This is a genomic window from Bartonella tribocorum CIP 105476 (assembly GCF_000196435.1).
In the GTDB taxonomy this organism is placed as follows: Bacteria; Pseudomonadota; Alphaproteobacteria; order Rhizobiales; family Rhizobiaceae; genus Bartonella; species Bartonella tribocorum.
Map to the genome: position 1 here is coordinate 340,308 of NC_010161.1, position 22,251 is coordinate 362,558.

Annotated in this window: 14 protein-coding genes; 13 read left to right on the forward strand and 1 reads right to left on the reverse strand. The window is 36.8% G+C overall.

Annotated elements, in window-relative coordinates; all coding sequences use genetic code 11:
* Positions 1–1,268 precede the first annotated feature (1,268 nt).
* From BTR_RS01360 to BTR_RS01380, 5 genes are all read left to right on the forward strand, one after another.
* Positions 1,269–2,102 carry an outer membrane protein gene (locus BTR_RS01360; protein ID WP_012230703.1) on the forward strand — a complete coding sequence of 278 codons (834 nt, stop codon included), beginning with the start codon at positions 1,269–1,271 and terminating at the stop codon, positions 2,100–2,102.
* 337 nt (positions 2,103–2,439) lie between these two features.
* A complete protein-coding gene (locus BTR_RS01365; RefSeq protein WP_012230704.1) occupies positions 2,440–3,312 on the forward strand; it encodes an outer membrane protein in 873 nt (290 codons plus the stop codon).
* 1,407 nt (positions 3,313–4,719) lie between these two features.
* A complete protein-coding gene (locus BTR_RS01370; RefSeq protein WP_012230705.1) occupies positions 4,720–6,354 on the forward strand; it encodes an outer membrane protein in 1,635 nt (544 codons plus the stop codon).
* Between the two features lie 249 nt (positions 6,355–6,603).
* On the forward strand, positions 6,604–9,519 hold the full coding sequence (gene ileS, locus BTR_RS01375; RefSeq protein ID WP_012230706.1) for an isoleucine--tRNA ligase: 2,916 nt from the start codon (positions 6,604–6,606) through the stop codon (positions 9,517–9,519).
* A gap of 177 nt (positions 9,520–9,696) precedes the next feature.
* Positions 9,697–10,188, forward strand: a complete 492-nt coding sequence (locus BTR_RS01380) for a hypothetical protein (RefSeq protein ID WP_012230711.1) — start codon at positions 9,697–9,699, stop codon at positions 10,186–10,188.
* Between the two features lie 655 nt (positions 10,189–10,843).
* Here the strand turns inward: BTR_RS01380 and BTR_RS01385 are convergent.
* Positions 10,844–11,290 carry a nucleoside deaminase gene (locus BTR_RS01385; RefSeq protein WP_012230713.1) on the reverse strand — a complete coding sequence of 149 codons (447 nt, stop codon included), beginning with the start codon at positions 11,288–11,290 and terminating at the stop codon, positions 10,844–10,846.
* A gap of 267 nt (positions 11,291–11,557) precedes the next feature.
* On the opposite strand from BTR_RS01385, the gene BTR_RS01390 reads away from it, so the two are divergent.
* The 8 genes from BTR_RS01390 to lpxK all read left to right on the forward strand — a co-directional run bounded on the left by BTR_RS01390 (position 11,558) and on the right by lpxK (position 22,239).
* Positions 11,558–12,958 carry a pseudouridine synthase gene (locus BTR_RS01390; protein ID WP_012230715.1) on the forward strand — a complete coding sequence of 467 codons (1,401 nt, stop codon included), beginning with the start codon at positions 11,558–11,560 and terminating at the stop codon, positions 12,956–12,958.
* Positions 12,939–13,505 carry a 16S rRNA (guanine(966)-N(2))-methyltransferase RsmD gene (gene rsmD, locus BTR_RS01395; protein WP_012230716.1) on the forward strand — a complete coding sequence of 189 codons (567 nt, stop codon included), beginning with the start codon at positions 12,939–12,941 and terminating at the stop codon, positions 13,503–13,505. Before BTR_RS01390 ends, rsmD begins: the two co-directional genes overlap by 20 nt.
* A 799-nt stretch (positions 13,506–14,304) precedes the next feature.
* Positions 14,305–14,751 carry an SRPBCC family protein gene (locus tag BTR_RS01400; protein WP_012230724.1) on the forward strand — a complete coding sequence of 149 codons (447 nt, stop codon included), beginning with the start codon at positions 14,305–14,307 and terminating at the stop codon, positions 14,749–14,751.
* 1,493 nt (positions 14,752–16,244) lie between these two features.
* Positions 16,245–17,576 (forward strand): TldD/PmbA family protein, encoded by a 1,332-nt coding sequence (locus BTR_RS01405; protein ID WP_012230726.1) that lies wholly within the window; start codon positions 16,245–16,247, stop codon positions 17,574–17,576.
* Positions 17,563–18,366, forward strand: a complete 804-nt coding sequence (locus BTR_RS01410) for a 3'(2'),5'-bisphosphate nucleotidase CysQ (RefSeq protein ID WP_038473230.1) — start codon at positions 17,563–17,565, stop codon at positions 18,364–18,366. The genes BTR_RS01405 and BTR_RS01410 overlap by 14 nt, the downstream gene beginning before the upstream one ends.
* A gap of 45 nt (positions 18,367–18,411) precedes the next feature.
* Positions 18,412–18,657, forward strand: a complete 246-nt coding sequence (locus BTR_RS01415; protein WP_012230730.1) for a DUF4170 domain-containing protein — start codon at positions 18,412–18,414, stop codon at positions 18,655–18,657.
* Positions 18,658–19,886: 1,229 nt separating this feature from the next.
* On the forward strand, positions 19,887–21,209 hold the full coding sequence (waaA, locus tag BTR_RS01420; RefSeq protein WP_012230731.1) for a lipid IV(A) 3-deoxy-D-manno-octulosonic acid transferase: 1,323 nt from the start codon (positions 19,887–19,889) through the stop codon (positions 21,207–21,209).
* Positions 21,199–22,239 carry a tetraacyldisaccharide 4'-kinase gene (gene lpxK, locus BTR_RS01425; protein ID WP_012230734.1) on the forward strand — a complete coding sequence of 347 codons (1,041 nt, stop codon included), beginning with the start codon at positions 21,199–21,201 and terminating at the stop codon, positions 22,237–22,239. The genes waaA and lpxK overlap by 11 nt, the downstream gene beginning before the upstream one ends.
* Positions 22,240–22,251: the final 12 nt, after the last annotated feature.

The following is a 22,251-nucleotide window of genomic DNA, read 5'->3' on the forward strand; positions in this document are numbered from 1 at the left end:
CAAATTCCCTCATTTGAAGTTTGGTTATATAAGCCATAGAGATCTTCCTTATTTAAGTATTTTTAGGATACGAGGTGGATAAAGGGCAGGATTTTGTCCATAAAATCTTAAGTTAAGTAAACCACAAGAGCGAGAAACCAAGACAAACTCGCTCGACAAAAATCTGGGCTGTTTGCATACAGGATCTGATGAGGACCACTTCCTCAAAATCGAGGAGGAGGTGTGTGGTCAAGTATAAAAATATTAGACTTTCGATTTTTTTGGGGTATGTTTCGATTATAAATAAAATATTCTTTATTTGTCTACGATTTAAAATATCAAATATCTTTTCTGCCAAACTCATGATTTTAAAAGCAAGATTTTGTCTGAAAACTTTAAGAAAGATTTCTCATTTTTTCAGTTTTAGGGAGAGTTTTTAGATAAGTTTCGATGTTTATCATACCAGTTGTTTGTCATGCGTTGTTTTTTAATTTATTTTATAAAAGAGTATGAAATAGAGCAAGAGCACTTACAAAGAAGGCTGAAGCTTTGAAAAAGACTTTCTATGAGGTTGAGGTAAAAAATGGTCAATCTTTCAAAAACAATAAGTGCTAAAGTAAAAACAAAAAGCAGGTAAGTTGAATGTAATCTTGTTGCAATCCTCTGAAGTCTTCGACAATTTGTTTATGTGTGATACACATCTTTTACAGTAAAAAAAATCTAAAGAGCTATGCACCATTTGGTCTTGCGAATGATGAAGCTAAAAACATTGTTTGTATAAATTTAAATGGAACGGTTGCATTTGGCTTGTTCTCAATATTGTAATAGTTCTCGCTATCCTTGATATTGAGAGCTTTCATAAGAGGCATTTTAGCCTTTTCTTAAACGGTTTCATTCATTTTCTTGTTTGTAAAGGGTAGGCGGATGATTTTGGTTACTTTAAATAAAATGATTTAAGATGAGAGCATTTTTAATATTACAGACGAAAAGATAATTTTTGCATTATAATTAATATGCCATCTTTGCCATAGCCAATAGCAAATGCTTTATACAGGGGAATGTCACAATTTTTTTCAAAATTCATAAATGAAGAGAAAATGTGAGGAGAGGAACTCATTTATGCATGAGCATTGTTTAGTTCTCATTGACTACAGATCAAGCAATTAGGGGTGCTTTGATTGGATTTTTGTTTTTTTTATGAGTGTATCATTTTTGCTACAGATATCTGGAGTTGTGGCTCTATATGATGTGATGTGTTCAAATAAATATTTCAGCTATGGAGAGAAAATATGAATATGAAATGGTTAATAACAGCTTCTGCTTTCGCTTTTGTTTCAGTTTCAGCGGCGCAAGCAGCAGATGTTATTGTTCCCCCGAGTCCAACACCTGTTGCTCCCGTTATTGTTGCCCCAACTTTTTCTTGGACAGGTTTCTACTTTGGTGGGCAGATTGGTGGTTTTTCGGGTAAAACGAAGATGGATATTCTCGCTAAAGGACAAAAGATTCCGGTAAGTGATGATTATTTGCCAAAACTATCAGGTTTCATGGGTGGTCTTTACGCAGGTTCCAATATTGATCTCGGCAATGGCCTTATTTTAGGTGTCGATACAGATATCATGTGGTCTAATAAAGATGACACAAAGACAGGAAAAACATATGTCATTGCTCCAGGTCACATCAATTATATTAACAAGATTTTAAAAGACGCTGCAATTAATATTGGTAAAGATGCGCTTGAAGCTGGTGCTAAACGAACCCACAGTTTTACTTTTAAAGAAAAGTGGGCTGGTGCAACACGTGTACGTATTGGTTTTGCTGCTGAACGCATTATGCCTTATGTTGCTGGTGGTATCGCATATACACAGCTTCAAGATACAGCATCGATTTCAATAACAGAGAAAGATTCAGACAAAGTCATAGCTTCTGGTACCTTATCTGATGAAACAAAGACTCTTGTTGGTTACACCCTTGGTGCGGGCGTTGATTTAGCAATGACCAATAATATTATTGTCCGTGCGGAATATCGTTACTCAGATTTTGGTAAAAAGAAATTCTCAAATGATAAATATGAGACTTCTTACAAAACCAATGATTTCCGTGTTGGTGTTGCTTACAAATTTTAACAGATGGTAAGTTAAATAACAAAGAGGCTCTATCAAGGATAGAGCCTCTATTATTTTCTGTTGCTATATTATCACACATTATATATTTTATAGTGGATGTGGAAAAGCATTATTCAGATTTTATTTAAAATTTTTTTATAAACAATAAAAATAATTACCTTTAAAATCAAAAAGTTATTTATATATACAGTTTGTAATTTGTCGTACAAAACTAAGCTATGAAGCGATTTCGTCTGGGATGTGCTCTCCATTTTCTGTGACTGTATCATTTTTACTACAGCTTTTCTCTGTGTAATCTTGTAGCACTGTGTTCATAAATAAATTAGGAGCAAAATTTATGAATATAAAATCTTTAGTAACAACTTCTGTTATCGCTATGGCAGCAGCTTCTGCGGCACAAGCTGCTGATGTTATCATCCCTCATGAAGTGGCACCAGTTATCACTGCCCCTAGCTTTTCTTGGACAGGTTTTTATATTGGAGGTCAGATTGGTGGTTTTTCAAGTAAAATTGACCTAAAAGATAAGGATAAAGATACTTCAGTTTTTAAAGACTTGTCACCTAAACTTTCAGGTTTGATTGGTGGTTTTTATGCAGGATCCAACTTTGATCTTGGCAACGGTATTATTTTGGGTGTTGAAACAGATGTGATCTGGTCTGGCAAAAAAGATGTACGGTTAGCCACTAAAACTAAAACTCCTGAAACTCCTGAAACTCCTGAAACTCCTGAAACTCCTGAAACTCCTGAAACTCCTCCAACTGGTAGTGAAACTACTCAAACTGGTAATGAAACTACTGGAACAAAGAAACTAAGTGCTAAAAATGCACGTGACTCAGAGGTTGTGGACGTATCAGAAGGTGTTGGTTTTAAACAGAAATGGGCTGGAGCTACGCGCGTACGTGTTGGTTTTGCTGCTGCTGACCGCATTATGCCTTATGTTGCTGGGGGTGTTGCCTATACACAGCTAGAAGCTGCTCATGGACAAGTGAAGGTAGCTGATAAAACTTTTTCTGCAGGTTCATCTGATGAAACAGCAACGATGGTTGGTTTCACTATTGGTGGCGGTATTGATTTTGCAATGACTGATAATGTTCTATTGCGTGCAGAATACCGTTATTCAGATTATGGTAAAAAGAAATTTTTTGCAAAAGAAAAAGAATATAATTTCAAAACCAATGATTTCCGTGTAGGTGTCGCATACAAATTCTAATTTCATAAAAATGAGATTATAAGCAAAAAAAGTATAAAGGCCTCGTTAAACGAGGCTTTTAGTTTATTATCTCTCTATTTTATCTCTTTTAATCCTTTTTATCTCATTATAGTATTTTGTATTATAAGAATTTAAAGGAAAAATTTTTATATTATAGAAGGCAAATAGATATTATAATCTGTTTTATAATGACTATAAAATCTTATAGCGCTATTTTTTTTCTACGAACAAGAAAAAAGCATTCAGTTAACCTCAGAAATTAAGAAAAGATCATACAATGATCAACTTTATTTTTCTTTTATAGGCCAAGTGAGAGCAATCGTATTGCGTATATCTGTTGGATTAATCTCTGAAAGGGAAATACAGTCTCTCATTGGAGAAGAATATAAAGTTATAAAAATAGAAATTATTTTCCAACCTTACTATCTCATTTTAATTCGGCTTTGCAGCTTTTAAAAGCATTTAGAACAATGTCCTTTAAATAATAAACATGACGCATTGTCTTGTTTTTTTGGTTATTGCGTTCTTTTAATGAGATTATACTCTTCATACAAAACAGAATATATTTGTTATTGTATATTAAGACGCTTGTTTTACGATACATTTCTCAATGTTTTTTCCCATTTCGGGGCTGTGTTTGTGAATGGTGTAGAGGCAAATTTCCTATGAAATAATATAAAATCTCTTAAGCACTATTACCTTTACGCTTAATAAAACAAGAGTGAACTGACAATATTACACACTTTGTTAGCCAGCAAGGTTGTGGACAGACACCTTGAACTTAAGAGCGTTCATAAGAAGCGTTTAATCCTTTCTTTAATGTTTTATTAACACGCTCATCCTATTTGTGGCATACAAAAGCATGGTTTTGATTGCTTCAACATGGAACAGGTTTCAAATGAGAAAATCCTACAATATTAGTTTTTTTATTAAACATACAAAATAAAAAATTGCCCTTATAGGTCAAAGTAACGTGGTACGATGAAAATATTTATGCAAAGAATCTAAAATTTTTTTTGCGAATGTTTGATTTAATGGAACTTTGAGGATGCTTGGCTTGAAAAAAGGCAATGATTGGTTTCGTGCCTTTCGCTGGCATTGATTTTGCAATAACAGACGATATTCTGTTGTGCGCAGAATATCGTTATCTAGATTTCAATAAAAGAAATTTATAAAAAATTTTATCATTAACAGTTGCGCAAAAATTTAATGAAAATGAATCCAACTTTAAGACACATAATTTTAGTATGATTGAGTTGATAAATTCTCATTGTCTAAAAAATTAAAGAGTTAAGAAGCCTTATTTTCAAAATTTCTTTATTTTTTTGTGAGTGTGTCATTTTTGCTACAGATCTTTCAAAAAAGATGCTCTATATACACTTCATTTTGGATATTTGGAGAGATTTTATGAACACGAAACGTTTAATAACAGCGTCTATTTTTTCTTTAATTTCAGCGTCTACAGCACTCGCTGCTGATGTACTGATTCCTCATCAGCCAGCATCATCGACTTCTTCTACCATTGTTGCGCCTACTTTTTCATGGACGGGTCTTTATTTAGGTGTCCAGGCTGGGGGCTTTTCAAGCAAGGCTGATTTGGCTCTTGTTGGTCAAGAAAAGAGTTTCCCATTGGATAAAGAATTCTCTCCTAAACTTTCAGGTTTTGCAGGTGGTTTTTATGCAGGGTCTAATATTGATCTCGGTGACAGCTTTATTTTTGGTATCGATACAGATTTAATGTTATCTGGAAAAAAACACACAAAGACCATTACTATAGGTGCAGCTGATAACATTACAGTAGAAAATGCAGTAGGAAGGTCCCGCAGGTCAGCATCACCAAGCACTCCACAAAAAGCTGCTTTAGAAAGTTCTGCGCCAGTATTGCCTAGACAGGCGACATCAACAAAACCTGCAACAACAGTAAGTACAGGAAATCCAGCATCAGGCGCGGAAACTTCGCCAGCAGCAAATGGAGGAACTACAGTAACAAAGTCTACTGAAACACGATCCAATCAAACACAAGCTAGACAAGTAAATTCATCTCAATCACCAAATGCAAGCACAGGACAACCGAATCAATTAGCAAGAACTGACAATTCTGGCAATGTTAATTCTTCAATAACAGTAAAAAAATCAGGAGTTTCAACACCATCACCATCATCAACACCATCATCAAACACGACATCTAAATTGCCAGAAACATCATCAGCCTCCTCCGAACAAGGTGCAAGGTCAGAGCAATCATCATCGTCTACTAAAACGGTTAAAGAAACACCAGCATCATCTGCTTCATCAACAAGATCAGAAACAAGCCAACTAGCGGCGAGTACAGATACATCGGGACGATCATTAACAGAAAGAACAGTGCCAAGTCGTAACCTTGTACTGTCAAGATCAAAGGTATCTGGATCAGAGACAAACACTTCCAATGGAACAAGCGGAGCACACGGAGGTTATCATAGTGCCCATGGTGGTGGATATGCTTATTCGCATGGTACATCTCAGTCAGGTGGACATGGTTCTGGTGCTCGTGGGCATAATGCTAATCCGCATTCCCGTTCTCATGGAGCACAAAGTACACAAGCGGCGGATAAGAATGAATCCAGTGTATATGGTATAGAACAAATGAGAAGGATGGCTTCTGAACTTGGTCTTGAACAAGGAGATGAAGTTGAGACTTTAGATCATACTTTTAAGCAAAATTGGGGTGGTGCTACGCGGGTGCGTATCGGTTTTGCTGCTGATCGCTTTATGCCTTATCTTGCGGGTGGTATTGCTTATGGGCAGTTCCAAGACACTATATCAATATCCGTTAAGGATGAGGAGGGAACAGTTGTTTCTTCTAAGAACTTAACTGATGAAACAAAAACTATGATTGGTTACACTCTTGGTGGTGGTGTTGATTTCTCAGTGCTAGATAATGTGATTGTACGTGCAGAATATCGTTATTCCGATTTTGGTAAAAAGAAATTTTCGAAGGAAAAACTTGAAGTTAACTACAAAACTAATGATTTCCGTGTTGGTGTAGCTTATAAATTCTAATCTTTTTTAAAAGTAAATTTCTAAGAGGCTCCACTATCCGGTGGAGCCTTTATCTTTTAAAGATCATTTTTTGGTTTCTTTTCTTGTGAATTTCATGATAAAGCCCATAGAGTGTGATGATGTATTTTCTTGATCGCTGCTTAATACGAATGATAAGCTCGGCTTTCCCTATAGATAAAAACCAGAGTTGCAGAGTTCAGGGAAGTTATGCAAAAATGAAATCGTAAAAGTGGACAGGAATATTTCACAATGACTGTGAAAAGTGAAACAATAGATTATTCAAAAACTCTTTATCTCCCACAGACAAATTTTCCTATGCGTGCAGGGCTTCCGCAAAAAGAGCTTGAGTTAATGGCGCGGTGGGAAAATATAGGGCTTTATGCGCAATTGCGCCAACAAGCAAAAGATCGTCCATTTTATATTCTTCATGACGGCCCACCTTATGCAAATGGCCATATTCATATCGGGCATGCTTTAAATAAAGTTCTAAAGGATGTGGTTGTCCGTTCATTTCAAATGCGGGGGTTTAATGCAAATTATGTTCCTGGTTGGGATTGCCATGGGCTTCCAATTGAATGGAAAATTGAAGAAAAATATCGCGCACAAGGAAAAAACAAAGACGAAGTCCCTCTTAACGAGTTTCGTCAAGAATGCCGTGAATTTGCACAACATTGGGTAACCGTTCAAAGTGAAGAATTTAAACGTCTTGGTGTCGTGGGAGATTTTAAGGCACCTTACACCACAATGGCTTTTCACGCAGAAGCACGCATTGCGAGCGAATTGATAAAATTTGCTATGTCAGATCAGATTTATCGTGGTTCTAAGCCGGTGATGTGGTCTGTTGTGGAGCGTACAGCTTTGGCAGAGGCAGAGATTGAATATCATGATCATGAATCAGAGGTGATTTGGGTTAAGTTTCCTATTTTTGAAGCAAGTTCTGATGATTTATATGGTGCTTATGTTGTCATTTGGACAACAACACCATGGACAATTCCAGGCAATCGTGCAGTGAGTTATTCTTCGCAGATTTCTTATGGTTTTTACGAAGTTGAAAGTGCTGAAAATGATTTTGGTCCTCAAGTGGGAGAAAGGCTTCTTTTTGCAGATGCTTTAGCGATGAGTTGTGCAGAAAAAGCCAAACTTGTTTTGAAACGTTTACGTACTGTTTCTGCTGACGAATTGAAAGCTCTTATTCTTTCTCATCCATTGAAAGGTTTGGCTGGAGCGTATAATTATAAGATTGCGCTACTTGAGGGCGCCCATGTGACAGAGAGTGCGGGGACAGGTTTTGTGCATACAGCACCAAGCCATGGGCGTGAGGACTTTGAAATTTGGAATGATTATAAGCTTTTATTAGAGCAAATGGGGATTGATTCATCAATACCGTTTCCTGTTGATGATGCGGGTTTCTATACAAAAGATGTTCCAGGTTTGGGACCGGATCGTGAAGGGGGGCCGGCACGTGTTATTGACGATAATGGAAAAATGGGTGATGCCAATAAAGAAGTCATTAATGCTTTAATTAAAGCAAATCGATTGTTTGCGCGCGGGCGTTTAAAGCATTCCTATCCCCATAGTTGGCGTTCGAAAAAACCAGTTATTTTTCGCAATACACCGCAGTGGTTTATTTCAATGGATAAAGATTTGGGGGATGGTTCAACTTTACGCAGTCGGGCTTTGGAAGCTGTTTCAAAAACGCGTTTTGTGCCATCTTCTGGACAAAACCGCCTTGCTTCTATGATAGAAGATCGTCCTGATTGGGTTCTTTCTCGTCAACGTTCTTGGGGAGTTCCTATTTGTATTTTTGCCAATGAGGATGGTGTTGTTTTAAAAGATGAAGGCGTGAACGAGCGTATTTTACGAGCTTTTGAAGTAGAAGGGGCAGATGCATGGTTTGCTGAAGGAGCGCGTGAGCGTTTTTTAGGTGAGCGTGCCCATGAGTCTTGGATGCAGGTTTATGATATTCTGGATGTTTGGTTTGATTCTGGAGCAAGTCATAGCTTTGTGTTAGAAGATCGGGCTGATTTGCAATGGCCTGCTGATGTTTATTTTGAAGGCTCAGATCAACATCGTGGATGGTTCCAATCTTCTCTTTTGGAAAGCTGTGGTACGCGTGCTTGTTCTCCCTATAAGACAGTGATCACACATGGTTTTACTTTGGATGAGAATGGTAAGAAAATGTCTAAGTCTTTAGGCAATACGGTTGTTCCGCAGGAAATTATTAAAACATCTGGTGCTGATATTTTTCGTCTCTGGGTCATGACAACTGATTATTGGGAAGATCAGCGTTTAGGCAAAAAAATCCTTCAAACAAATGTGGATTCATATCGTAAACTACGCAATGCAATTCGTTGGATGCTTGGAACTTTAGCGTATGATGAAGGAGAAGAAATATCTTATGACGCACTGCCAGATCTTGAAAAATTGATTTTACATCGGCTTTTTGAACTGGATCAGTTGGTTAATCGCGCCTACGACGAATTTGATTTTAAAAAAATTATGCGTGCATTATTAGATTTTTCAATCATTGAATTATCGGCATTTTATTTTGATATCCGTAAGGATTCTCTTTATTGCGATGCTCCTTCGTCACAAAAACGTAAAGCTTCTTTGCAGGTTGTTCGTGAGATTTTTGAACGAATGGTGACATGGCTTGCTCCGATGTTGCCTTTTACGATGGAAGAAGCTTGGTTAGAGCGTTATCCAGAAAGCCAATCGGTTCATTTAGAACAATTTCGCTCTGTACCAGAAGAATGGCAAAACCAATCTTTGGCTGAGCGTTGGAAAAAAATTCGGCAGGTCCGTAAAGTTGTGACAGGTGCTTTAGAGCTTGAACGGGCTGATAAGCGTATTGGATCTTCGTTAGAAGCAGCTCCTATCGTTTTTATTTCCAATCCAGTTTTACGAGAAGCATTAGAAAATGTAGATATGGCGGAAATCTGTATCACCAGTGCTCTTACAATGACGCAGGATACAATGCCTTCCGATGCTTTTACTTTGAATGATGTTGAAGGTGTTGGTGTATATCCAGAGAAGGCGTTGGGGAAAAAGTGTGCGCGATCATGGCGTTATACACAAGATGTTGGGAGTGATCCCACTTATCCAGATGTTTCTGCTCGTGATGCAGCTGCTTTGCGAGAATTAAAAATTCTTGGCAAGATTTAAAATTTTACATCAAAGGAAAGAAATGCAAGTAGATTTCTGATATTGATGAATATCGTTTTTTGTGGTACGAGGTAAATTCCGTTGTTTTATCTGCAGGGGGGAAATTTGTGTATGGACCATTCTCTCATAAATAGCGGGAGTATTAATCGGCCATATACTTGGGAAATGGAATAAGCAGTGAGAAAACGTGAAGTAAAAATATTTCCAGCAGGAATTTTAGGTATATGCTTGGTTTTAACTGGATGCAGTTTATCTGCTCCTACCTATGGGACAAATAAACCGGTTTCAATACAGTTTTTTGAAGATGTTGCTAATATTGCTTCATTAACACCAGTAAATAACAGCAGTCAGATCGTTATGAAACCCCGTCAAGAACTTGTAATACCAGGCCCTAGCTCACGCAAATTTTTACCGTTGCCACAACAGGAGAGATCTGCCAATAAAATAGCGGCATCGAAACAGCATCAAGGAAGCCCTTCTTTTCCGCACAAAGGGTCTTCAGTTAATGGCGTTAGTTCAGAAAATCCTTCACAGTTGAATGCAAAACAACGACAAGAATATTTACGTCGTCAGAGAGCACAAGTTGGAAGTCCAAAATATCGTCGTTATCTCACGGAACCGCCTTTAAGTTATCGCCAACCGGCAAAGACTGCACCTATTGGTCGATAGGGAAAAGGAAAAATATTAAAGAATTAAAGTATGTGAGGTGTTCTTCCTATTACTTATAATATCAAGTTCTCGTTCACGCAGATCTTTACTTTTTCAGCAAGGAGATCTTTATTTCCATGAAATAGCAATATAGCAATAGCATCGAGAGAGTGATTCTGCGTTTTTCTCAAAAGAAATATCTCTCAAGGTTTTTGACTCCATTTCACATCCTCGCTCGTGTGGATGGTATAACGTAAAATCCATTGTGCACCACCATTTTATGCTTATGAAAGAGCAGGTTTGTATCATCATTGTATTTGCCAGCCTCTAATTTTGTGATAGCCTTTGCGCTTGCAAGAGTCTTCATAAGGGACATTTTTAGTCTTTTCTAAATAGTTTTTTATACAGATGGGAATTCAGCTTGTGACGTACAAGAAAGAGTTTTTTATTGGTTTACTATAAACAGATTTGAAATGAGAGTATTCTACGATATTTTTGGATTGTATATTTATATACAAAACTAATGAATTATTCTCATAAAGAATGCATCATCTCATAGAAGCAATATGCAGCGTTAAAAGAGGTTTAGAGAAAAAGTATTTCGAAATAGCTTTCAATATATCAGAAGATATAGAATTTTTTCTAAAGAGTGAAAGTTATAGATGAAGAATTGTTTTTAGGATCGCTTTTGAATAAAGAAATCTTTTAATAATTGAGCAGCTTCTTTTTCTTTAAAACCAGAATAAATTTCAGGTTTGTGATGACAGGTTGGTTGCTGATAAAAACGTGGGCCATTTTCTATAGCTCCTCCTTTGGGATCATTTGTTGCATAATAGAGACGTCGTATGCGTGCAAATGAAATGGCAGCAGCACACATGGCACAAGGCTCAAGTGTCACATAAAGATCACAATCCGGAAGCCTTTCACTTTGTAATGTTTCACAAGCCATACGAATTACGCGTATTTCTGCATGTCCTGTAGGGTCATATGCTGTTTTTATGAAGTTCCCAGCACGTGCGATGATAGTTTTTCCACGTGTAATGACAGCGCCTACGGGAACTTCATCTTTTTTTGCAGCCCACTGCGCTTCCAAAAGGGCTATTTCCATGGGTGTCAAAGTCATAATGTTCTTTCTACTGGCAGCATAGAGAATTTAAAGATTTCTAGATAAGGAATGCTATAAAATGAATAATTTATTATTCTTTTATAATGAGAGGAATACCTTTATTTTTTAAGTGTTTAAAACAAACTTGCAAATCAATAAATACATTACTGTCTTTAAAGGATAGAAAATAATAAATGATTATGCTACGTCCTCTTTCAGGATAAGCAGTATGGTGCATGTGAATAATTTTCTGAACATACTGACAAAGATTGGTTTGAAACGCAAATGAATGAAAATAATGAGAGTGAACGGATTGCTAAAAGGTTAGCGCGTGCTGGTGTTGCCTCACGTCGAGATGCAGAAATGATGATTGTTGCAGGACGTGTTTCCGTGAATGGTACAGTTGTGACAACGCCTGCTTTTAATGTTAGCCGCTCTGATGTTATTAAAGTTGATGGCAAACCTTTATCTCCGATAGAACGAACGCGCTTATGGCTTTACCATAAACCAGCAGGGCTTGTCACGACGAACCGTGATCCTGAAGGCAGACCTACAGTATTTAGTCATTTACCAAAGGGAATGCCGCGCGTTGTTTCTGTTGGAAGGCTTGACATTAACACGGAAGGGCTTTTGCTCTTAACCAATGATGGTGGCTTAGCGCGCGTATTAGAACTTCCTGTAACGGGGTGGGTTCGCAAATATCGCGTTCGTGCCCATGGAAGAGTAAAGCAGAGTGCACTGGATAACCTTAAAAATGGTATTGCGATTAATGGTATTTTTTATGGTTCGATTGAAGCCTCAATTGAACGCGAACAAGGGGCTAATATATGGCTTTCTATCGCTTTGCGAGAAGGAAAAAATCGTGAAATAAAGAATGTTTTAGGGGCATTGGGATTATCGGTTAATCGTTTAATACGTGTATCTTATGGTCCATTTCATCTCTCTGATTTAAAAGAAGGAGCCGTACAAGAATTAAAAGGTCGGATGTTACGAGATCAGTTGGGAGAGCGTTTGATTATGCAAGCCAATGCAGATTTTGATGCTCCTATTCTGAAACCCTTTTCAAATTCTCCAGTTATTGCGGAAAAGCAAAGCCAGAAGGATGTTTCTGTTGCAAATGATGGTTGGGTTTTCTCAAGCGAAAGAGTGATACGGCGCAGATCAAATGATGGTTCTGTTGAGCATGATCGCGCACGATTAAGAGCAAAGTCTCATGAGAATATGAATAAGGGGAAAAGTGAAGAAGGAAAAGCAGAGCGTTTTCTACCACGTTCTCGCCGCGCGAATGTTTGGATGGCTCCTGGTGCCCGTCCGCAGAGTGCACGGAGGAAGCCATCTTATAATGAGGAAAAATCGCATGATCATAAGGGCGATACGGCTGATAAAAAATCCTTTTATCGGGGCAAGGAAAAACGACAAGACAATCACTTGCAGAAAGGGAAGAAGGGAAGTTTTGTTCAAAAACATGGCAAAACATCTTATGAAGAGACGCATACCTTTGGTAAGAAAGATCGCTTTTTAAAGGATAAAGAGAAAATGATAAAAGGTGGTCGTGATGAGCGTTCTTTTGAGAGAAAGGACAAGATAAAATCGTTTAGTGGTGCTATGAAAAAATCTAAACCACATCGTGATGGTGCAAAAACTTCGAAGCGATTTGGAGGTCCACGTGCGGATCATCGGCGGTAAATTTGCTGGGCGTGTTTTGTTTTCTCCTATTGATCAGTCGATTCGTCCGACGAGTGATCGTACGCGTGAAAGCCTTTTTAATATTCTTTCTAGCCGTGAAGAACAGTTTTGGACCAATAAACGCATCCTTGATCTGTTTGCTGGTACTGGTGCTTTAGGCATCGAAGCACTTTCACGTGGCGCAAAGGCGGCTGTTTTTGTTGAAAATTCGGTTGAGGGGCGTGGATTGCTTCAAAAAAATATCGAAGCCTTTGAATTACAGTCTATTGGGAGGATTTTGCGTCGTGATGCAACCAAACTTGGCAATATTGGAACAATGCTTCCATTTGATGTTATCTGTGCTGATCCTCCCTATAGCCGTTGTTTAGGTGAACGTGCTTTTGTAGAAGCTTTACGAGGGGGGTGGGCAAAAGCGGATACACTCTTCGTACTTGAAGAAAAGAAAGATACAATCATTCATTTACCTGACGTGTTTTATCTCGATGATGAGCGTTTTTATGGTGAGACAGCAATACGCCTTTATAAATTACGATCGCTGATATCTTGAGAAAGCTCTTTTTTATCCGGTAGGACGAAAAAACGCTTCTTTACAGTTTCCTTTATTTTATATGGTTTCTTTAAAGGTTAAGAAGAAAATCAATAAAAGATTCTCATGTTAAAAAATTGATGCATTTTAATTTTATTATGCTTTTTGTCCCAATTCCTCTATTTTTTGAAGCTTTTTTATAACTCCAAGAGCAAATCTTTTACATTATAATAGAGAGAGAGGTTCTCTAATCTTCTATTCAGTCAAAAATTGCTTTGAGGTAGATACTATTACACCCGAATGGGCAATATGTGTTGCTGCTAATTTTTGTAAGTTATGTGCTGATTTGTTAATTTCAGCGACATTAAAAGCGAAACAGATTGCCAAAGCTTTCGTATATTATGGGCTTTACTACCGCTGAATGTTTCTTCTCGAATAGGATATATATTTCACGACAACAGTTATGATACCTTTTTGTCTCATTTCTTTCGGTAGAACATTAATCATAAACATTTTATCAACAGTGGACAACTTTAATTTATGTAGTCTACATTTATATCTTAAATGGTGTGTAAATTCTATCTTTTTTATTGTATGAAATTAAAAAACAGATATTTTTATTTAAGGTAGACAATAATATTCATTTACAGTGAAAATTTATTTATGTGTTTATTTTGTAATATCGCTTGTTGATTTAATCATTACCTATTAAATACACTTGAGAATATTAAATATCTTATCGTTGTGCAGCTTTAAGGGTAATTGATATATTACTTCTTGTCACTAAAGATAAGTGATTTTGTAAAAAGGGGAGATTATCATGTTTAAATGGACACACAGCGAAGAAATTAGTACAGAAGCAAGTGCAGAGCAGATTTGGTCTATGTGGGAAGACGTAGCAACATGGCCTTGCTGGGATCATGAACTTGAGTGGGTAGAACTTTCTGGTGCTTTCAAAGAAGGCACTGTAGGGCGCATGAAACCTAAAAAAGGACCGAAAGTAACTTTTATGCTTGATAAAGTGATAAAAAACGTTTGTTTTTCTGATTATGCCAAACTTCCTTTTACACGTATGCGTTTTGATCATGAATATATTTGTTCAAAAGAATCTGCTTCTTCAAATAATAAAATTCGTCATACTGTAACGATGTCTGGTTTACTTTCTCCTTTCTTTGGAATAATTATTGGATCGAAAATTAAATTACATCTTCGCGATGCAATGATTGAAATGAGCAGACGTGCTCTTATTGGAAATAAAACTATTTGATGTGTATTCATAAAGAAGTTGATCTTTTAAAAAGCTGCAGAAACTAAACTCATATTAGAAAAAATCAGTTGTGAATATATGACAAGTCGATGAACTACGGAATATTTTCAGTTAGTCATTGAAATTGTACCAAATCATCTTACGAGCTTAATTTTTTCTAAGGATCTTATAAATTTATTGAATTTTATTTTTATATAAAAACTTATAAGGTGCTTTATGGATAGATTTTTAATGGAAAGAATTTTATGACATTCAGCTCTTTTATGCAAATAACAAAACAGTAAATTATTTTTGTAAATCAAATATTTGATTGAAAAACTATAAGAGCATTTTTTTGATCACTTTTCTAGAGAGTATAGCTCTAAAAGATTCTAGAAGATAAAATAAGCATACACTTTACTCCCGTAAAAATAAATCTTGTATCTATATGTTTGGTTCAAATGTTTTAAAAACTGAATTTTTAAAATATTAATAGATATCCCCGCTTCGACAAATTTTTTATATCTGTTAAGACAATTATAAGCGATAAATTTGCCAAAACTAATTGAGCGAATGTGCTTATTGCAAACTTAATTAAGGCATAGATACAATGTTGAGTTTCGTACAAAACTTTTATTGATTATCACTTTCTGACAATATCACGCTTCTTCATTTTTTAATGGAGGGATGAGAAGGAGAATACTAAATCAAAATCTATCCAGTGTCTAGAGATTTTTGTTTCAAGGAAAAAAGAATTTCGTCAAATTATGCTTGGCTCAATAACAAAGTAAACAATCAAGGATGATGAAGAAGAAAAGATGAATGGCTTTCTACTAGACGCACTAAACCTGAGAAAAAATGTTACAATTATAACTTATTTTTACAATTATAAAAAAGGCGTTTTCTATGACATTACTGATTATGGAGATAAAGAAGGTTATGATAATTCATTTTGTTGAAATCATTAAATGAAAGGAAATATTTTCTACGCTGTTGATGTTTTATTTCATAGACACGATTGCTTTTCTCTTATGAGAGAGCTTGTAGAAGTAAGAAGTGTTCAAAAAGAGAAGTCGTTTTCTTGGTTTTTGCTTGAGAATTAAAGAATGCTATAGGAATGAGGAACGTTATTTGACACTCCAGAGGACAAAAGGTGTGTGGTTTAGGTCGTTTTATGCTTTTTGAATTTTTGAGGATTTTTGCTTAAATCCAAGTGTTATCGCTAAGCCTTCTATTGATTTACGAGGTTTTCTGTTGATCTGATTGTGAGTTGCAGATTTGGCTTTTAAAATGATAAGAGCTCATGAGAAACCTTGAAACTAAAGAGATTTTACGACATATTGCGTTTTTTCATAAAGAAGTTAAAAGGGAAGTAACTTGGTGCATTAAAAGAAAAAGAATGCATGAGATATACGTAATCCTATGAATAAACAGATAAGAGTTATATTCTGATTTGTATAAATTTGTCAGAGTGCTTATCAATATAAATAATAAAATATTTTAGGGAGTCTATAATGACTGACAAGAACCAGATTGAGAAAGCGGTTTCGTTGGTTGAAGCAGCAAGGCGTTCTGGGGCGGATGCTGCTGATGCTGTTATTGTTCATACACATTCCACCAGTGTATCTGTTCGCTTTGGGAAAGTCGAATCGACAGAAGCAGCTGAGAGCAGTGATTTTACTCTAAGGGTTTTTGTTGGAAAGAAAGTAGCAAGTGTTTCTGCTAATTTAGCGTCTTATCCACAAGAACTCGCAGAACGTGCTGTTGCAATGGCTAAAGCTTCTCCCGATAGTTTATTTGAGGGGTTGGCAGATAAAGAGTGTTTGGTTAAGCATCCTAAAGATCTTGATCTTTTTGATGATTTTGTACCAAGCAGCCATTTTTTAACAGAAGATGCTTTAAAAACAGAAGCAGCAGCTCTTGAAGTTAAAGGCGTAAGCAATTCTGGCGGTGCTGCAACAGCTTATGGCCGTAGTGGGTTTATTCTTGTGACCAGCGATGGTTTTTGTGGAGCCTATCGCTCCAGTTGCTTTTCACGTTCTTGCAGTGCTCTTGCGGGGGAAGGGACACAGATGGAGCGGGATTATGATTATACAACAGCCTTACATTTTTCTGATTTAGAGGCTGCAGAAACTGTGGGAAAGAATGCAGGGCTTGGTGCAGTTCGACGTTTGGGGGCAGTTCGTGCAGCGACAGGGGATGTCGATGTTATTTTTAATCCGCGTACGGCTCGCGGGATTGCAGGGCATATCGCATCGATGGTCAATGGAGCTTCTGTGGTTCGTAAAACGAGTCTTTTACAGAATCTCTTAGGCAAGGCAGTGATGAAGCCGGATGTTAATGTAACCGATCACCCTTTGCGATTACGCGGAAATGCTTCTCATCCTTTTGATGGAGAAGGGGTAGAGGGGCAACCACTCAATATTATTGAAAATGGTATTTTAAAAAATTGGTTTCTTTCGTCATCTACAGCACGTGAATTGGGGCTTAAAACAAATGGACGTGGTGTGCGTTCGGGGTCATTGGTGCAGCCGACAAGTACAAATTTTGCTATTGAACCGGGTTTAATATCGCCTTGCGATATGATAAAAAATTTACGAAGTGGATTTTATGTAACAGAATTATTCGGCCATGGCATTGATTTTATTACGGGTCAATATAGTCGGGGTGCTTCGGGTTTTTGGATTGAAAATGGTGAAATTTCTTATCCTGTGAGTGAAGTAACGCTAGGTTCTGATTTGCTTCATATGTTAGCACATTTAACACCTGCCAATGATATTGATCGGCGTTATGGGACAGCGGCTCCAACATTATTAATTGAAGGGATGACACTTGCAGGAACATAACACGCATCATTCTTCTGATTTAAATCTTTTGCGTAACGTTTGTCGAGAGGCAGGAGATTTAGCAATGCGGTATTTTGGAGGCACGTTGGATGTTTGGATGAAAGAGGGGAATTCACCGGTTAGTGAGGCAGATTTTGCTGTTGATCATTTTTTGAAAGAAAAGCTTCTTGGAGCACGTCCAAACTATGGATGGATTTCAGAAGAAACAAAAGATAATCGAGAACAACGAGATTATAAACGCTCCTTTGTGGTTGATCCTATTGATGGAACACGAGGTTTTCTTTCTGGCAGTCCTTATTGGTGTATTTCGGTTGCCATTATTGAGAATGGGCGCCCTATTGTGGGCGTTTTACAGTGTCCGGCTCAAGGAGATGTTTATGCAGCGGTCACGGGTGGAGGGGCAACATTAAATGGGATAAAACTTCCTCGTTTAGCCTTTCAGGTTCATCGAAAATATAAAATCTCGCTTGATAAATCGCTCGCACAAAAATTACCAGATGATTTTCGCAATCGCATCAGTCTTTACCATTATCTTCCTTCTCTTGCTTATCGTCTTGTTCTTGTTGCTCAAGATGAGATCGATATCGTATTAGTTCGTCCGAATTGTCATGAATGGGATATTGCCGCGGCTGATCTTATTTTGCAGGAGTGTGGAGGGTGCTTTTTATCGCTTGATGCCCCTTTACTATCTTACGGAACTGAACCTTATCGATATGGACTTTTAATTGCTGGTAAAAATAATTGCTGTCAAGATATGATTGATATTGTTCATCAAGCAAAGTTAGTTTAATCACATAAAAGCGTGCTAGAATTATCTGAGGATATGGAGACACATATGACTGAAACCAACGAAAAAAAACAATATTTACATCTTGTATTTGGTGGTGAGTTAAAAAATCTTAAGAGCAATCAATTTAAGAATCCTGATGATTTAGATGTGGTTGGTATTTTTTCAAATTATCAATCCGCTCAAGAAGCATGGCAGGCAAAAGCACAAAGCAGTGTAGATAATGCATTACAACGTTATTACATCGTAGATTTGCATCAATTTCTTGATGCTGAAACAGATGATGCAGAGTGAAGCTTGAATATTTGGTCATTATATCCGCTACCTCACGCTTGTTTATCGTGCTCTCTCATAAGCGTGTTCTTTTAAAGAATAGAACGCCATAGAACAAAATGCTATTGTTGTTGTAAATTCATAGACTTTCTTAAGAAAATATTTCTCAAGGTATCCAATTCATTTCATAATGGTGTTCGCGCAAGGTACAATCCATTATTGCATCATCATATTTGCACTTAAAATATTAATAAAAATGCAGGCTTACATTATTATGCACTTTGCTAGCCCAAAGTATGAGGATAAAATTTAGCACTTGAGATAGAGCATAAGAGGCATTTTTACTCCTTTTTTCAGTATTTTTTTATATATCTCCTATCCACCAGTTGTGCGTAAGCAAAAAGTTTTGATTGTTTCAACATAAGAAAGTTTTATGCTATTCAAGGGCAAGTTACGCAATGGGAAATAATTATACATCAATATATTGCCTCATTATGCGAATATAGTGTGATTAAGTTTTTGAATTTTATGTCAGAGTGAGTAAAAAAGTTCAAAAAGACGGTATATTTTTAAGCACCTTTGGTAAAATAAGGAGCATTTACTAGCGACAGGTGGTTTGCGCAAGTGTTTGTTGTGAAAGCAATGGGGGATGCTCTTTTATTTATAAGATAAATTTAGATGACAATTGCAAAGGCACGAAGGAACTTGTAATTCATTTATTATTATCGTTTTTTTTCATAAGGAGTATTGTATTGGAATTTTCTTTTTTCTCAAAGTGAGGAAGTTGTTCCTCTATTTTTCTTAGTTGTGCAAAATAAATATGGAGTTTACAAAACAGTGTGAGCGTAACGTGATTGTGATTGGAATGGAATAATGTCTAGCATATCACGTTCATAAAAAATTCAGTATTATTAACATTTGAAATACCTTTAAATCTGAAAAAATATGGCTATGAATTTGGATATTGCATATGAAATAGTAGAGAAAGCTGTAACAGAGGCATTGTATAGTCAATGATCTATTTCTATTATTCTATTGTATCTATGCTATTTTTATAGGAAAGTTTAAAAAGATAGGGATAAAATTATATTTCTTTTTCTTTAGTGCCTTCAATTTTCCCATGGGAGAAATATTCTTTATCCAAGATACGGATGGTATTAAAAAAATCTGGATGCAACCAATAGTATTGATAAATTTCTTAACAAAATAAGCCTATAGATATCTCAAAACAGCTAATGAGGTGATTTTAAATGGTAGAATTAAAGGCACATGCGGCTCTTTTAACCTATCGGATGATTGGCTTTTTCTTATATCCTGTTATCCCTTTTTACTTGTTTTTTCGTGCTATCCGTGGAAAAGAAGAGTGGTGTCGCAAAAAAGAGCGTTTAGGTAAAAGCTCCCTTCGACGTCCCCAAGGTTCGTTAGTTTGGTTGCATGCAGCAAGTGTTGGAGAAACACTTGCGCTTGTTCCTCTTATAAATCATATTTTATCATTAAAAATCAATGTGTTATTGACAACCGGGACTGTGACCTCTTCCTCTCTTGTGAAAAAACATTTTGGTCATCGGTTAATTCATCAATATGCTCCTTTGGATTTAGATTTTGTTGTGCGGCGTTTTATTCGTCGTTGGAAGCCTGATCTCGTTTTGATTTGTGAATCGGAAATTTGGCCTCTTCGTATTAAAGAACTTGCTAAAATGGATATTCCACAGATTTTGGTTAATGCTCATATGTCTGAACGTTCTTTTAAAGCTTGGAAAAAACAGCACGTTCTTGCTAAACATATTTTTAAGGATATTGATTTGGCGATTAGTCAAAACGAAAGAGATGTTATTTATTATCATACACTTGGCGTAAAATCTGTAACGTTTTCTGGTAATCTCAAGGCTGATGTTTTTTTGGTTGAAGATCAAGCATTGCTTGCACGTTATCGTAATGCTATCGGCAACCGCCCAGTTTGGGCCGCTGTTTCAACGCATGAAGGGGAAGAGGAGATTGCTTTTGAGGTTCATAAGATTGTTAAAAATTATTTGCCAGATTTATTAACAATTATTGTGCCTCGACATCCTGAACGTTTAGAAGATCTTATCAAAAAATGTGACAATCAGAGTTTACGTTTTATTCGGAGAAGTAGAAATACTCTTCCAGATATGAATACCGACATTTTATGGGGCGATACGATTGGAGAAATGGGACTTTTTCTTCGTTTATCCAAAGTTTCTTTCGTTGGTAAGTCGTTATGTGGAAAGGGAGGACATAATCCATTAGAATTGGCTTTACTCGGCTCCGCTATTTTAACGGGGCCTCATGTTTCAAATTTTCAAGAGATGTTCGAACAATTTTTAATGCGTGATGCAGCATGTATGGTTCAAGATACAAAACAGCTTGCGATTCAGGTGTATAAACTTTTAACCAATGAAACACGGCGACAAGAAATGGTTGATAAGGCCCATGAGGTTGCAACAGATATGGCAGGAGCACTTGAGCGCACGTTAAAGATTTTAGACCCGTTTTTACAACCCCTTGTCATACAAACAGGTTTACATCAGCGTCAGGGTGGATATGCATATTAGTGCCCCTCATTTTTGGTGGAAAAATAAAAGCTTTTTACGTTTTTTATTAGCTCCAATTTCATGGGGGTATGGCTATTTTTCATGTCGTTTTATGGGAAGACAGCCCCCCGTAATTGATCTTCCGGTTTTATGTATTGGGAATTTTACATGTGGTGGTACGGGTAAAACGCCGGTTGTTATTGCTTTTGCCAAAGTGGCGAAAGAACTTGGTTTTGTCCCTGGTGTTGTATCACGGGGTTATGGTGGAGCAGTTAAAGGAGTGCATCTTGTAAATGAAAAATATGACACCGCGCGCGATGTTGGAGATGAGGCTCTTTTACTGGCACAGCATGCTTTTGTTGCTGTATCGGCTAATCGTTATGCAGCAGCACAACGGCTGAAAAAAGAGGGATGTAATCTTATTCTAATGGATGATGGCTTTCAAAGCCGCCGACTTTATATGGATTATACGTTACTTGTTGTTGATGCGATGCGTGGTTTTGGCAATGGAGCTGTCTTTCCAGCAGGACCTTTGCGTGTACCATTAAAAACGCAATTTTCTTTTATGGATAGTGTTTTATTGATTGGTCACTCAGATGCGCGTGATAATGTTTCTTTTCTTATTGCGCGTACTGGAAAGCCTTTGCATCGTGCTCATCTTAAGGCAAGGGCCTCTGATGAGGTTGCAGGAAAATCATTTTTGGCATTTGCGGGTATTGGCAATCCAGACAAATTTTTTCAATCCATTAAAGAATTGTCTGGTCATGTGGTGCAAACTTATACCTATCCAGATCACTATTTTTTTACCGATAAAAATTTAACAAGCCTTGTACAAAAGGCTCAAATGTACAATTTATGGTTAGCAACAACAGCTAAAGATTATATTCGTATACAGACAATTCATGAGCGAAAAGATTTGAAAAATCTTATTGTTTTTGATGTGGATGTCGATTTTGTTCAAAAAGATTTCTGCCGTATGCTTCTTGAGGAGGTTATAACCCGCTTTAGAAAACGTTCCTGTGAATTTTCTTGTGCGAAAGGCAAAGGCTAAATTTATAGCTTT

What these genes read in the sequence shown, in the direction of transcription:
- BTR_RS01360 (WP_012230703.1), top strand. Translation starts at nt 1,269, where the DNA reads ATGAATATGAAATGGTTAATAACAGCTTCTGCTTTCGCTTTTGTTTCA.
- BTR_RS01365 (WP_012230704.1), top strand. Translation starts at nt 2,440, where the DNA reads ATGAATATAAAATCTTTAGTAACAACTTCTGTTATCGCTATGGCAGCA.
- BTR_RS01370 (WP_012230705.1), top strand. Translation starts at nt 4,720, where the DNA reads ATGAACACGAAACGTTTAATAACAGCGTCTATTTTTTCTTTAATTTCA.
- ileS (WP_012230706.1), top strand. Translation starts at nt 6,604, where the DNA reads ATGACTGTGAAAAGTGAAACAATAGATTATTCAAAAACTCTTTATCTC.
- BTR_RS01385 (WP_012230713.1), bottom strand. Translation starts at nt 11,290, where the DNA reads ATGACTTTGACACCCATGGAAATAGCCCTTTTGGAAGCGCAGTGGGCT.
- BTR_RS01390 (WP_012230715.1), top strand. Translation starts at nt 11,558, where the DNA reads ATGAATGAAAATAATGAGAGTGAACGGATTGCTAAAAGGTTAGCGCGT.
- BTR_RS01400 (WP_012230724.1), top strand. Translation starts at nt 14,305, where the DNA reads ATGTTTAAATGGACACACAGCGAAGAAATTAGTACAGAAGCAAGTGCA.
- BTR_RS01405 (WP_012230726.1), top strand. Translation starts at nt 16,245, where the DNA reads ATGACTGACAAGAACCAGATTGAGAAAGCGGTTTCGTTGGTTGAAGCA.
- BTR_RS01415 (WP_012230730.1), top strand. Translation starts at nt 18,412, where the DNA reads ATGACTGAAACCAACGAAAAAAAACAATATTTACATCTTGTATTTGGT.
- waaA (WP_012230731.1), top strand. Translation starts at nt 19,887, where the DNA reads ATGGTAGAATTAAAGGCACATGCGGCTCTTTTAACCTATCGGATGATT.
- lpxK (WP_012230734.1), top strand. Translation starts at nt 21,199, where the DNA reads ATGCATATTAGTGCCCCTCATTTTTGGTGGAAAAATAAAAGCTTTTTA.